General features: G+C 40.9%; 8 protein-coding genes. 4 read left to right on the top strand and 4 right to left on the bottom strand.

Annotation, left to right across the window (positions count from 1 at the left end; translation table 11 throughout):
* The first annotated feature begins 100 nt into the window (after positions 1-100).
* From RE476_RS05415 to RE476_RS05405, 3 genes are all read left to right on the top strand, one after another.
* The gene (locus tag RE476_RS05415) at positions 101-1,126 is read left to right on the top strand and encodes a DUF21 domain-containing protein (RefSeq protein WP_309309384.1); all 1,026 of its coding nucleotides are present in this window, start codon (positions 101-103) and stop codon (positions 1,124-1,126) included.
* A gap of 86 nt (positions 1,127-1,212) precedes the next feature.
* Positions 1,213-1,734: a hypothetical protein gene (locus tag RE476_RS05410; protein WP_309309383.1), complete on the top strand. Its 522-nt coding sequence runs from the start codon at positions 1,213-1,215 to the stop codon at positions 1,732-1,734.
* 33 nt (positions 1,735-1,767) lie between these two features.
* Positions 1,768-2,661, top strand: coding sequence for a mechanosensitive ion channel family protein (locus RE476_RS05405; RefSeq protein ID WP_309309558.1), 894 nt, complete (start codon positions 1,768-1,770; stop codon positions 2,659-2,661).
* A gap of 14 nt (positions 2,662-2,675) precedes the next feature.
* Here RE476_RS05405 and RE476_RS05400 read toward each other — a convergent pair whose 3' ends face one another.
* The 4 genes from RE476_RS05400 to thiC all read right to left on the bottom strand — a co-directional run bounded on the left by RE476_RS05400 (position 2,676) and on the right by thiC (position 11,985).
* Positions 2,676-5,402: a cation-translocating P-type ATPase gene (locus RE476_RS05400; RefSeq protein WP_309309382.1), complete on the bottom strand. Its 2,727-nt coding sequence runs from the start codon at positions 5,400-5,402 to the stop codon at positions 2,676-2,678.
* Between the two features lie 73 nt (positions 5,403-5,475).
* Positions 5,476-6,090 (bottom strand): MarC family protein, encoded by a 615-nt coding sequence (locus RE476_RS05395; protein ID WP_309309381.1) that lies wholly within the window; start codon positions 6,088-6,090, stop codon positions 5,476-5,478.
* Between the two features lie 519 nt (positions 6,091-6,609).
* Complete coding sequence (locus tag RE476_RS05390; RefSeq protein WP_309309380.1) at positions 6,610-10,149, bottom strand: PAS domain S-box protein; 3,540 nt, start codon at positions 10,147-10,149, stop codon at positions 6,610-6,612.
* Between the two features lie 552 nt (positions 10,150-10,701).
* Positions 10,702-11,985 carry a phosphomethylpyrimidine synthase ThiC gene (thiC, locus tag RE476_RS05385; protein WP_309309379.1) on the bottom strand — a complete coding sequence of 428 codons (1,284 nt, stop codon included), beginning with the start codon at positions 11,983-11,985 and terminating at the stop codon, positions 10,702-10,704.
* A 158-nt stretch (positions 11,986-12,143) separates the two neighbouring features.
* Between thiC and RE476_RS05380 the strand changes: the two genes are divergently transcribed.
* Positions 12,144-14,486, top strand: a complete 2,343-nt coding sequence (locus RE476_RS05380) for a DNA topoisomerase I (protein WP_309309378.1) — start codon at positions 12,144-12,146, stop codon at positions 14,484-14,486.
* The last annotated feature ends 56 nt before the right edge of the window (positions 14,487-14,542 follow it).

The following is a 14,542-nucleotide window of genomic DNA, read 5'->3' as shown; positions in this document are numbered from 1 at the left end:
TTTAGCTAAAGATGAAGCAGTCCATTCCTCAGAAAAGTTTTACTACTCTTATACCCATATCAAACCAGAGGTTTTTGAACGCGCCTCAACGGAATAATACATGAATAACATAATAACATGGTTTTTGATAGCTCTCTGCCTGCTTCAATCCGGTATATTTTCCGGACTGACCATAGGCATGTTCGGACTGACCCGTCTTCGTCTTGAAATAGAGGCTGAAGCTAAGAATGAGGATGCAAGGAAAATACTGGAAATAAGGCGTAATTCCCACCTGCTGCTCTCTACTTTACTATGGGGTAATGTTGGTATAAATGTTCTTCTGGCATTGCTGACTGATTCTATAATGTCTGGAGCATCAGCTTTTATTTTTTCCACAGTTCTTATCACAAGTTTCGGAGAAATTGCTCCGCAGGCTTATTTCACACGTAATTCCTTACGACTTGGAGCTACTTTTTCCCCTCTTGTCAAATTATACATGTTCTTGCTGTATCCCGTGGCAAAACCGTCTGCAATAATTCTGGATACGTGGCTTGGGAAAGAGAAAATGGAGTTCTTCAAAGAACGTTCTCTTGGAATAATGCTTAGAAAACATATCATTTCCGAGAGTAGTGATATCGATCACCTTGAAGGGCTTGGAGCTTTGAATTTCCTTACCATAGATGATCTTCATGTCAAGCAGGAAGGGTCTGTTATTGACCCATTGAGTATAATATCCCTGCCTACTTTCAATGGCCTTGTTATATTTCCATCATCTGAAGATGCTGAGTTCGATACGTTGCTGGAAAATATTGCTTCAAGTTCAAAGAAATGGGTCATAGTGGTGGATGAAACCAACGAGCCAGTGATGGCAATTGATTCCGGGTCATTTCTCAGGGATGCCGTCTACAGAAAAAAAGAATTCAATCCCTATAAGTACTGCCATCATCCTATAATTGTAAGGGATCCTGAAGAAAAGATTGGTGGTGTACTTCACAAGTTGAAGGTTTATCCTGTAGATTCTGAGGATGATGTTATAGATAATGATCTTCTGCTTTACTGGAACAAGGATGATCCCGAAAAGATAATTATAACAGGTTCGGATATACTGGGTCGCCTCCTTAGGGGGATAGTTGTCAGAGTTGAATAAAGATTTTTTGCTGTATATCATTACTGATTACGATATGTTTAATACTTAAAAAAATCAAATATGTTTAGACTCGGGGAGGGGTCATTGTGAAAGAAACGATTCGTAAAATTAGAAATGAGATACATGAACTAGTTGACAAGACTGGCAATGAGGCAGAAAATATCGCTGTTAGCGTAAAATCATCAATAAAAGGCATTGTAGATGATATAAAAAGCATAGACCTTCGTGAAGACATGGATAAATTGTTTGAAGGCATCGATGATCTTGCCAAAAAGACCGGGGATGGAGCAAAGGGCCTGTCTTCTGAGCTTGGTGAACAGCTGGACATCCTTGCAGAGAAGATCAATCTTGGAAGGAACTATGACAGGGCGAATGCCGGAATAGATTCACTCATTGATGCAACAGGTGATGAGGCTGCAAAGATCACCGAAGATATCATGGATGTCATTAAGAAAATAGCCTCTTCGGTAAAATCTGTAGACATTAAAAAAGATGTAGACAAGATATCTGATAAAGTCAAAGAACTGGCTCAGGCAACCGGAAATGAGGCAGATGATCTGGCATCTGATTTAAAACAAATGGTTAAGAAACTACTGAAGAAAGAGTGACAATGCTCTTTCATTTTTTGATTTAATTTGTCAATGGATGATTTCATGGGACTTAATTTGCAGGAAATTATTACTTTACTTAATTTGCAGGACTTTATTACTGTAGATCGATTACTGTCATTTGGGATGAGACTTCTTGCAGTCTTTATCATCCTTGTTTTGATCAGTATAGTTATTGATGTGCTGAAAAATAATCTCCTGCGCAAGGCTAAAACGAAGAAACAAAGTTCCAACATCAAATTAATGAGTCAGCTATTCAGGTATTCACTTTACCTGATAATTATTCTATTCGCTGCTCTTTCATATTCTAATGCATGGTCTGAATTTGGTGTATTCCTTGGTCTGCTTTCAGCAGCTATCGGTTTTGCTCTCCAGAAACCGATGACGGGTATAGCTGCCTGGATTATGGTGGTAACCAAAAGACCATTTGACATCGGTGATAGGATCACAATAGGTGATGTGAAAGGTGATGTTGTAGATATCAATCTGACTCATGTGCATGTTATGGAGATTGGTGGTCTTATCATTGATGAGGAAAACTCTGGTAGAGTGGTGATGGTTCCCAACTGGATGCTGTTTGAGAAAAATATCATTAATTACACTTTAAACAATGATTTTGTTCTTGACAGTGTGATAGTGAATGTGACATATGAGAGCAATCTTGATCATGCAATTGAAATAGCTGATCTTGCAGCTCGAAAATATCTTGCAGGCATTATCAGTACTAGTCCTGGAAATCCTCGTATAAGACTTGAGTTCCAGGCAAGTGGGGTGGATGTCCATATAAAGTATTTCTCTCCGGCCCGGCAGTTAAACGAGTATTCCACGAAGATCACAAAAGAGATATTTGACCGTATAAGGGTTTCTGATGATGTGGAAATCGCATATCCTCATACTGAAGTGGTTTTCCGGAAAAAGAAAGAATAAAGGTCACCCGATAATCACCATTTGAAGAAACGGGTGACAAAGGGTGAGTCTTTCCTTATTGCATACTTTCTGAACTCATCGACTCCAAGCAGCAGCAGGGCAAATGGCACTGCAATAAGTACATATTTCATGGATATTGCTGCTGTATTGAATACAAGGTTCACCAGTGGGTTGTAGATGATGAAAGCCAGTATGAGAAGCTCGCTGGCTATACCGAGAAGAACCATGCGGTTGCTGAAAAATCCTTTTGTCAATACGGATTGTCTTCTGGTCCTTGATGTGAAAACGTTTGCTATCTGGCAGACAATAACGGCTGCAAAGAATGCTGTTATGGCCTGCATGTAAAGAGTATCCGTGAATGGCAGTTGCTGTCCCCATTTCCACCCACCATCGAAAAGCACTGCAAAGTAGCATGCAAATCCGGCAGCAGCTTCTATAGGTCCCTTGATTCCGTAGGACGTTAGCAGTACCTGTGGTGTAAGCAGTTTCTCTTCCCTTGAGCGTGGGGGACGTTTCATAATATCGCCTTCTCCTTTTTCCACTGCAAGGGACAACGCCGGGAGAATGTCAGTTCCCAGGTCAATGGCAAGGATGAGTTGCACGTTCATTGGCAGAGGCAATGCAAGCAGCACAAAAGCTATGAATGGTAATATTTCAGGGACATTGCTTGTAAGAATGTAGGCTATGAACTTCTTGATGTTATCAAAGACGGTTCTGCCTTCTTCTATTGCATTGACGATGGTAGCAAAATTATCATCGAGCAGTACCATGTCCGCTGCTTCCCTTGCAACGTCCGTACCGCTTCCCATGGCAACCCCCATATCTGCATTCTTCATGGCAGGTGCATCATTCACACCGTCTCCAGTCATTGTAACGATTTCGCCTGCCGCCTGGAAAGCACGTACTATCTTGAGTTTCTGTATAGGGGATGTGCGTGCAAATACAATGCTTGGAGCTTTCAGTCGTTGTGCAAGCTCTTCTGTCGAAAGCTCTTCAAGTTCTGAACCGGTTATCAGGACAGGTTCAATGTGATCGTCGGTAAGGCCTACGGTTTCAGCGATGGAACGTGCGGTTACCGGATGATCTCCTGTTATCATAACAACCTTGATACCTGCAAGGTGGCATTTTTTGATGGCTTCTTTTGCTTCCGGTCGTGGAGGGTCTACGGCACCTGCAAAAGCAATGAAGATAAAACCATCGTCATATTCGTTATCGCTATCTGCTTTCCTGTAAGCAAATGCAAGTACTCTTTCCCCTTTTTTTGCCATTACAAGGTGTTGTTCGTCAAGGGATTTTTTTTCTACTTCGTCAAGTATCTCTTCTATCCCATCAATCATTATGTGGCTGCACATATCGATAATAACTTCAGGTGCTCCTTTCAGGTATGCTTCCATCTCTCCGGTTGGTGTTTTGGAGATAACCTGCATCCTCTGTTTTTTGGAATCGAAAGGATATTCTGCAAGCCGGGGAAATTCATCCTTCATTTTATTTATGTCGGTGAATTCACTGGCATAAACAAGCAAAGAGCCTTCAGTAGGATCACCTTTGTATCCCGGTTTTTCTTCTGTAAGTCTGGAATTATTACATATGGTAGCCACACGCAGAAATACATCGGATGGGTTGGCCTTTTTCTCTACATCCAGATGGCCTGAACCTGTGTAAACTGAATGAATAGCCATCTTGTTCTGTGTAAGGGTTCCTGTTTTATCTGTACAGATGACAGTTGTGGAACCAAGTGTTTCAACTGATTCCAGTTGTTTGATCAGTGCATTCCTTTTTGCCATTCTTTTCGATGCGAGACTCAGGGCAAGCGTTACCGTTGGCAGTAGTCCTTCAGGTACATTTGCAACGATGATACCAATAGCGAAAATGAGATTTGCAAGGAATGTATCCTGAATGAGGAATCCTACAAGGAAGAAGGAAACTCCAAGAAATATAGCAATTGCAGAAATGACCTTTATAAAGTCATTGAGTTCCTTGCGTATGGGTGTGTCCACGGAAGATGTCTGTTCTGTCAGGGCTGCAAGCTTTCCTATCTGTGTATCCGAACCGGTGCCAAAGATGAGTGCTTTTCCATTTCCTGTCTGGACAAGTGTTCCTGAGAATACCATGTTCCTGCATTCCAGCATATTGGGATGCGTACAGTTCAATGAACGTAGTTGTGGTTCAGCTTCTCCGGTTATTGGTGAGTTGTCAACTTTCAGTGAGTTCTCTTCTATGAGCCTGCCATCTGCAGGTATCTTGTCACCTTCCTCAAGATAGACCACATCACCCACCACTATTTCGGTGGCAAGTATCTCTTTGATCTCTCCATCCCTCAGTACCCGGGCTTTTGGAGGAATGAGGTTCTTGAAACTCGCCATTATCCTTTCGGCCTGGTATTCCTGAATGAATGTAAAACTGCCGTTGAGTATAACCACTCCAAGTAGTGCTATGGCAATGAAAATATTGCCCTGTCCGGGGTCAAGCCATTCAGCAATGAATGAAAGTATGGAACCAAATAAAAGTAAAAGTGAGAAGAAATTCCTGTATTGTTTTAAGTATTTGATAAGAAGACTTTGTTTTCCGGTTTCCTCGAAAACGTTCCTTCCACAAAGACCAATCCTTCTGCTTGCCTCTTCAGAAGACAAGCCTTCAGCTGATGCAGCAAGTTTTTCAAGAATCTGCTCCAGTGAAATGTTATGTTCGTCCCCTCTGGATCGACATTGAAAGTCCCTTTCTTCCGGCACTTTGTCACCCACACTCTATGAGGTTTATGAGATTATCCGATAAAATCATTGTGATTGTTATCTTTGGATCAAATGTACTTGTCGTTCACTGGAATGAGGTATAAATATTCCATATTCCAAGTGCAATGAAATTTACAGCCATTGCTGCAAGCAACAATCCCATAAGTCTTGTAAATACCAGCATTCCGGTATGGCCAAGGAATTTATACACTCTTCTGGAAAACCTAAATAAAATCAATGTTATTAAAAAGGTGAGCAGTATCGCAAACATGACTGCAATGTTTTGTAATATTGAAACTGCACTTCCCATTAGGACAATAACGGTGGTAATTGTACCCGGGCCTGTTAAAAGTGGAAGGCCAATAGGGAATATCCATATATCGCTACGGTCCTGTGATTTGGTTATTTCTGTTTTTGTGATACTTTCACGGGAAACCTTTGCCAGTATCATATCAAAAGCCACAGTAAAAAGCAGTATTCCGCCAGCTACTCTTAAAGCATCAATGCTCACACCGAAGAAGTTTAATATCATTTCTCCTGATATTGCAAAAAATAAGGCAATTATGCAGGCAAGGATTACGGATTTTGTGGCAAGTACATTCTTCTCTTCCAGTGTTATGTCACTTGTCAGTGAGACGAATGTGATAACTCCACCAACTGGACTGACTATGGCAAAAAGGGAGCTGAACGAGTATATCAAAAATGCAATGTTGTCCGTCTTTGTTCCTCCCCGTATTCAACCTGTCTAATCTCTTTTTTATAAATACATAAGAGTTGTGGTTATTGTCCTCATGTATTAAGTTTTAAGGATGTGCGTGAGTCATTCAGGGTTTACAATTGTTGGCAGAAAATTCAGTACGTATACTGTCATTTATATATTGGTTTACATTTGACTGCTCTATTTTGTTGCACAATTAGAAATAATGCCTACTGTATTTATATCTTCACGATATCTTTATATGTCAGTAATAATAAAACGACAAATTACTAGAGGATTATTACTCTAGTGCATACGAGGATGTGGGTCATTTATATCCATCAAACTACCTCCACTCCACCACATCCCACTTCCCAAGTTGCCCTGGCAAGGTCAGGGTAACTTATATTTGGAATATTTATTTTATTGTTTGATTGACAATCCAATCAGAAGTAGCTGCTGGTTTACAAAACAAGTAGTTAGTCTATAAAAAATAAAAACGTTTTAATTGATCAATAATAGTTAGTCCTGATTATCATCAATCGGTAATTCAAATGTAAAATTACTTCCTTTTCTAACTTCACTTTCAACCCAGATCTTTCCTCCGTGCAATTCTACAAGTTCCTTTACAAGGGCAAGTCCAAGACCTGTTCCTTCATATCTTCTGGATATGGACGAATCTATCTGGCTGAAAGGCTTGAAGAGTTTCTTCTGGTCTTCAATGGAAATACCAATTCCGTTATCTATGACAGAAACAAGTACCTTTTTATCTTTGACTTTAGCAAGTATGGTTATCTTACCGCCATCATCTGTAAATTTAATTGCATTTCCCATCAGATTATACATTATCTGCTTGAGCTTTGATCTGTCGGCTCTCATCCCTGGCATGTTCTCCTGCACATCCACATTAACGCTTATATTTTTCTTGGATGTAAGGGTCTGTGTTATAGCTACAATATCATCAATTACTGTTTCCATATTCAACGTATCAATATGTAGCTCCATCTTTCCTGCTTCCACTTTGGAAATGTCAAGTATGTCATTGATGAGGTTTAACAGATGATGTCCACTATTTGAAACATGTTTCATGTAGTTTTTCTGCTTAGGACTAAGTTCTCCTGTAAGACCATCAAGCATGACATCTGAAAAACCGATGATAGAGTTTAATGGTGTACGCAGTTCATGACTCATATTAGCAAGGAATTCACTTTTAGTGCGGCTGGCTGTTTCTGCCTCTATTTTTGCACAGATCATAGCTGCTTCCGTTCGGACCCTGTCTGTTATATCTCTACTCACGGTCTGAATCAGATTTTGTTGTGCTTTGAGGAATGAAGCACTAACATCTACATATATAATACTCCCATCTGAGCGAACCATCCTGTTTTCTTTACGGCAGTAACCTTCTGTCTTGATTATCCCAATTCTTGATTTCATTTCTATTCTGTCTTCTTCCAATGTTAGATCCAGAACAGATATTTGTTTTAATTCGGTTTCACTATAACCAAACATTTCGCAAGCTCTGTCGTTTGCTTCCAGTATTAGTCCGTTAAGATCATGGATCATTATAGCATCATTCGATCTTTCAAAAAGGCTCCTGTATTTAGTTTCGCTTCGGATGATTTCTTCTTCTGCTTTTTTACTCTCACTGATATCTCTAACAATAGCCTGAGCGAGATTATTATATCCTTCAAGGACCTTAGCGTTCACTTCTGCATCAAAGGTTTCGCCGTTTGCCTTTGCGTACAATAGGTGAATATAAACGCTTCCATCTTCTCTGAACTGCTGCATCCCCATATCGCCAGCAGTTTTATGATATGGGGCCAGAAGATCAACCACATTCATTTTCTGGAATTCTTGCCTTGTATATCCGAACATTTTGCAAGCTTTTTCGTTCACATCCACTATCTGTCCATCAACATGATTCAGGAATATGGCATCATTGGATTGTTCGAAAAGAGATTTGTATTTTTCTTCACTTTCTTTTATTCTATCTTCAGTTTGTTTTTGTTCGGTAATGTTCCTGAACTCAACAACTCTCATCTGTTTTCCTTTATAGGGGATATTCTTTGCTTCCAGTCGAAGGGGATATACGCTACCATCTTTGCGAAGTCCCATTACTTCATATGGCTCTTCATAACCTCGGAGGACATTGTTCATTACAGTGTTTCGGAATGATTCCGCAATGAGCATCAATCCATCCATTCCTATCAGTTCTTCATATGAGTAACCGCTTATTTCAGAAAGACCCCGGTTGCAATCAAGGATTATTCCCTTGTCGTGGATGGTAATTCCGCCGAAAGACGCATTATGAAGTACTTTGAACCGCTCCTCGCTTTCCCTGAGTGCAATTTCAGCTTCTTTGCGCTCAGTGATATCCCTGACAATGGCCTGGGCTGTGTTATTATATCCTTTCAGGGCTTTTGCATTTACTTCCACTATTAGCAGGTTTCCATCTGCAGTGACGAATCTACTTTCCGCCAGAATTTTTCCATTTTTAATGAACCTACTCATATTTTCTTTTGCAGATGTCCTTCTTTCAGGAGGCATAAGATCATAAATGGTCATATTCTGCAATTCATCTCTGGAATAACCAACCATTTCACATGTCTTATCATTGACCTCCAGTATCTCCCCTTCAAAAGTGTTTATGATAACTGCATCACTTAATTCCTCTACAAGGGATCTGTACCGTTCCTCACTTCGAGCAACCTCTTCCTCAGCAAGTTTTCTGGGTGTGATATTAACCGATGTTCCGTATGTAAGGAAGGTTCCGTCACTCTGAAGATGTGAAGACCCTATGGAACTTATCCAGACGCTTTTTCCTTCATCTGACAGTAGCCTGTAATCCTGGTCAATAGGGGTGTCGATTTCAATAAAGGATTTTTTAAAGGCATCCAGCACATTTGGCAGGTCTTCGGGGTGTATATGCGCAAAAAACTTATTCCAGTCATTACCGATGGTCCCGTCGTGTAGTCCCAGTACATTATCTACGGGTTTAGAAATGTAGGATGTCAGTACGTTTCCATCTTTGTCAAAGGTAGCTTTCCATATTACTGCGTCCAGGGAATTTATAATATCTTCATATTCCTTTTCTTTCTGGAGTAACATGACTTCTGCATCTTTACGTTCGAGGATTCCGGTTATCATGTCACCGGCTATCTTCAGGACATAGAGTTGTTTTTCATTCCAATTCTGTTTTTCACTTTTTGAATCGATACAAATGAAACCTTTAAAAATACCATAGTGTGAAAGAGGAATCATTGCAATGGATTTAATTCCAAGATCATGGAGTAACTTTCGTACACACTCCTTTTCCTCAGGTAGTCTATCAACATCAGAAATATTAACGATCTGCGAATTACTCAATTGTTCAAATACGAGTTCTTTAGTATCCCATTTTTCATTGAGTGGTATTCTGGAGCTTAGTCCTTCAACGTGCCATTCATGTGTTTTAATGATATGATCTGTATTTTCAGTAACGTTGAACAGAGATACACGATCAGCACCAATGAAATCAGCCAGGTCTTCAAGTGTTTTATTGATGTCTCCTTCAATATCCTTGAAATTGCTGTTGATGAAACGGCTTGATATTCGAGATATCAGAATGTCTTTATTCTTACTTTCTTCAAGTTCCCGATTTGCTCTTTTTCTTGTTGTCAGGTCTTCGATAATAGCGTGACATCCATATACAAATCCATTAACGTCCTTTCGGGGAAATACCTTGAAACTCAGGAAGAGTTCCTTTTTCCATTTAGATAAGTAAGACGTTTCTATTGATGAGTTCTTTGCAGTTGTAAGAGCTTCTTCAACAACTGCAGAAACGCCTGATTTTACCAAAGGGGGAAAAGTCAATAGATTGATTTTTTTTGTATCTTCCGCTGAAGGAGAACCTAATATATTCAAAAGAAAGTTATTTATTGCTGTAATGTTGCCTTCCCTGTCACATGAAAGTATGCCCAGGGGGAGTTCATCAACGAGGTTTTCAAATCCATCGTCACCGTTTTCAGGTAGAACAGATGTTTCATCTACATACCTGTGATATTTTTCTGTCATCTTTTTCATTTTATGGTTAGTGTGTTCAAAAGATGGTATACTTTATACATTACCCATTTATGCTTTGTATACTGCAGTATTTATAATTTTTTGTACTATTTAATATTCAGAACTTGACAGTATTAATATTTACATCCACTTCTATCAGGTTCTTGTTTTAAAAGTCCTTAATATTTAGTGAAGTGTGGGTAGATATTCTCTAAGTTTTGATAGTCCCATAAAATTATGTTATCATAAAATCAAATAGCAAAGAAGTCTGGCATTTTACGGTTAAATGCTTGGGGTGTCTAAACTGTCAGGGCAGTTTTCATAATTGACTCGAATGCAAGGATAAGGGCTATTCTGTATCATTCATTGTCCGACGGACACAACCCAGATTCCACCACCGGAATCATGCGGAACTACCTGGTAAAGAGTTGAATCAGAAGAGGAAAGTAAATACTGCCTTGACTGGTTCATGTGTATCAGGAAGCAGTTATAAAAAGTGGAAATTATAAGAAATGATAGAAAAGGACCGCTGTGGTCCTTTCATATATGTTATTCAGTTTAACACTGGAATATTCATTTCTTCTTCTCTTCCTCTAATGCCTTGCTGACTATCTTCATAGCACAAAGGTCGCCACACATTGAGCAGGCATCGCTTCCGGTGTTTCTGCTGTCTCGTATTTTCTTTGCCTTCTCTCCGTCTATGGCAAGCTCGAACTGTGTGTCCCAATCGAGGTTCTTACGGGCATATGCCATTTTATTATCAACAGCTCTTGCACGCTCTTTCTGTCCTTCCTTTGCGAGGTCTGCTGCGTGGGCTGCTATTCTGGTGACAATAGTTCCTTCGCGGATATCATCGTTAGTAGGCAGTGCCAGATGCTCAGCTGGTGTGGTCATGCAAAGGAAATCAGCTCCACACATTCCGGCAAAAGTGCCTCCTATGGCTCCGGTTATGTGGTCGTATCCGGGGGCTATGTCTGTTACCAGCGGACCCAATAGGTAGAGAGGCGCATTGTCACAGAGGCTCTTCATTCCCTTTACGCTTAGTTCGATTTCGTCAATTGGCACGTGTCCCGGTCCTTCCACAAAGCATTGTATGTTTGCTTCACGGGTGCGTTTTACAAGTTCACCAAGAGTTATGAATTCCATAAACGAAGGACCATCTGAAGCATCATGGATACAACCCGGTCTCATGCCATCTCCAAGGCTGATGGCCATGTCGTATTCGTGAGCTATCTCCATCAGGTAATCATACTCTGAATAGAACGGGTTATCTTCTCCATTATGCAGCATCCATGCAAGGGTGAATGATCCGCCACGACTGACAATATCTGTTATCCTGCTGCCCTGTTTGATCCTGTTCATGGAATCCTGGTTCACGCCTGCATGTATGGTGACAAAATCAATACCATCTTTTGCATGCTTGCGTACTGCATTGAACATATCATCGGATGTCATATCCACAACAGTTTTCTGTGAGGCTGCTGCCTGGTATATGGGTACAGAACCGATTGGGATGTTCACAGCATCCATTATTTTCTTCCTGATGAGGTCAAGGTCCCCGCCAGTTGACAGGTCCATTAGTGCATCAGCACCAAAAGCTTCTGCTGTTTTTGCTTTCTCGACTTCCTCATCGATATTTATGTAGTCACGTGAGGTTCCGATATTGGCATTTATCTTAGTACTGAGATATTTTCCTATACCTACGACCCTGCAGTCCCTTACAGGGTTGTTGGGAATACTTATGAGTCCCTTGGCAACACACGAGCAGATGGTCTTAGCATCAATGCCTTCATCTCTAGCTACAGCCTCCATCTGGGGCGTAATCTTGCCCTTTTTAGCATCTTCCATTAATGTCATTGTAACTCCGGTATGCAGTGTCTTTAGGTGCAGATACATTCTTGCCACATATATATGTTTCACAGCACTTATCGAATATTTGAGATTATTTTATCTTTATTATTACTTTCACCCCGCAAGCTCAATTCTTATCTAATATCAGGACATACGGATGCAGCATGTCAATTGTCGTATTCACGGAAAAGAACAAGGCAGCTTCCCAGATAGCAGGGATCTTAAGCGGAGGACATTTTAATCGTGCTTCAGTGGAAGGTGTTCCTGTGTACGACTTTAAAATGAATGGGAAAGAATGGCGGATAATGGGTCTTGCCGGCCATATCATGGGTTATGATTTCCCGGAGCAGTTCAATAACTGGCGTGAATGCGATCCTGCAATCCTGCTGGATACTGACCCTGTTAAAAATGTAACTAAAAAATCATATGCTGCTGCCATCTCACTTCTTGCAAGTGGTGCGGAAGAAGTTGTTCTTGCCTGCGACTTTGACAGGGAAGGGGAGAATATTGGATTCGAGGCGAAGACAATTGCCGAGAAAGTAGCTTCTTTTCCGGTTAAAAGGGCCCGTTTTTCTTCACTATCTGCCAGTGAGATCAAAAATGCTTTTGCAAATCTTGTTGAACCTGACTATAATATGGCAATGTCAGCTGAAGCCCGCCAGATACTTGACCTGAAGATGGGTGCTGCATTTACTCGTTTCATGACCCTTGCAGTCAGGGAAAAGGCCCGCACCAAGGGTGTTATTTCAATTGGTCCCTGTCAGACCCCGACATGTGGTTTTGTCTATGAGAGGGAGAAACTGATAAAGAACTTCCAGTCAAAGGACTTCTGGAAGATCGAAGCTGTTTTCGATGCAAACGGCACGGAATTTACAGGCGCTCACAGGGGCGGGCACATTTCTGAGAAAGCAAAAGCAGATGAGCTATTTGCCAGGATAAAGAATTGCAAAAAAGGTCTTGTTGATAAAAAAAGTGTAAAACAGGCTCTAACAAGTCCTCCATATCCGTTGAATACCACTGAGTTCCTGAAACGTGCTTCCAAATTCCTGGGTATCAGTCCTGAAAATGCCCTTGAGATCGCAGAGCAGCTCTATCTTTCAGGGTTTACAAGTTATCCAAGGACCGAGACTAACAAATATGCCGAGGATTTTGATTTCAGGTCAATGCTGGTTGCTTTTTCATCAGGCACTTATCAGAGGTATGCACTTTCAATAATCTCTGCCGGAGAAATAAAATGCAGAAACGGTACCAAAGATGGACATGACCATCCCCCTATCCATCCAATCAAAGCGGTTTCACGAGATGATGTAGAGAAGAGTGTCAGGATGCCGGATGCGTGGAAGGTGTATGATCTCATTGTGAGACATTTCCTTGCAAATCTCATGGGGCCTGCCGTATTTGAGAAAACAAGATTTGAGATTCTTGTTGGTGGTGAAATATTCGATGTCACAGGTTCTGTACTCAGGGATGCAGGATGGCTTGAAGTTTATCCCTTTGAAACCAAGAATGACAAATTATTGCCCGCTATTGAGGAAAAGGAAGAGGTTGGTGTAAAGGAGATAAAGAACATTAAATCCGAGACAACCCCTCCCAAAAGACTTACTGAGGCAGAATTACTTACTTTAATGGACAAGCATGGCATTGGTACTAAGGCAACGGCTCCAAGCCATATTGAAACTAATAAGAAAAGAGGTTATTTTGAAACAAAGGGAAAGACCATCTTAATTCTTGATACGGGTTTTACCCTGATGGATACACTTGATACGACCGTGTCGATACTTGTAAAACCAGAGATCAGGGCCCGTATAGAATCTCTGATACAGGATGTTGAGGATGGGAAAAAGACACTTGATGGGGCTCTTGCGGAAGGAACCGGACTTATCAAGGAAATGTATTCCCAGTTGTATTCAAGCAAGGATGCAATTGCTGCAAGAATGGCAGGCACTATCACTGATGAGCAGGTAACTACGGATAAGAAGAACTTTGTGGGTACATGTCCTGAATGTGGAAGGATACTGCATATGATCAAAACCGAGAACGGAAGGTTTGTGGGTTGTACCGGTTATCCTGGGTGCAAAAAGACATATCCTCTGCCAAAGACTGGTGCACTTACTGTCATGCGTTCCCAGGAGTGTAGTAAGGGTGGAGTAGCTGTTCTCAAGGTCGGCAACAAATACAATTGGGCTGTTGGAATCGGTCCCTGTTTTACATGTGAGTTGGAAAAGAAGTGTTTCCCACCGGAAGTCGTTGGTCCTTGTCCGGTTTGTGATGGTTCGATGTTCCTTATATCTGTCAAAGATTCTCGTTTCCTTGGTTGTACTAACAGATGCGGACATACACAGTCAGTCCCAAAAGGAGGCAGGCTTACGGTCCTCAGTACTCTATGTGAGCATTGTGGCTGGCACATGCTGCGTGTTAAAGAAAAGGAAAAGGATGCTGTAGAGTTCTGTGCTAATCGCCAATGCCCGGGTAAAAAGCGGATATCTGGAAGAATCAATCAAAATTGATTTGGTGTTAAATCATGTTTCCTTGATTTAATCAAATATTTGACATAAGTTTATAT

Source organism: Methanolobus mangrovi, from assembly GCF_031312535.1.
Classification (GTDB): Archaea; Halobacteriota; Methanosarcinia; order Methanosarcinales; family Methanosarcinaceae; genus Methanolobus; species Methanolobus mangrovi.
This window is presented reverse-complemented; position numbering and strand designations above follow the sequence as displayed.

Excerpts from the sequence above, each read along its gene's own strand:
- thiC (WP_309309379.1), bottom strand. The coding sequence starts at position 11,985 with ATGACATTAATGGAAGATGCTAAAAAGGGCAAGATTACGCCCCAGATG.
- RE476_RS05405 (WP_309309558.1), top strand. The coding sequence starts at position 1,768 with ATGGATGATTTCATGGGACTTAATTTGCAGGAAATTATTACTTTACTT.
- RE476_RS05390 (WP_309309380.1), bottom strand. The coding sequence starts at position 10,149 with ATGAAAAAGATGACAGAAAAATATCACAGGTATGTAGATGAAACATCT.
- RE476_RS05380 (WP_309309378.1), top strand. The coding sequence starts at position 12,144 with ATGTCAATTGTCGTATTCACGGAAAAGAACAAGGCAGCTTCCCAGATA.
- RE476_RS05415 (WP_309309384.1), top strand. The coding sequence starts at position 101 with ATGAATAACATAATAACATGGTTTTTGATAGCTCTCTGCCTGCTTCAA.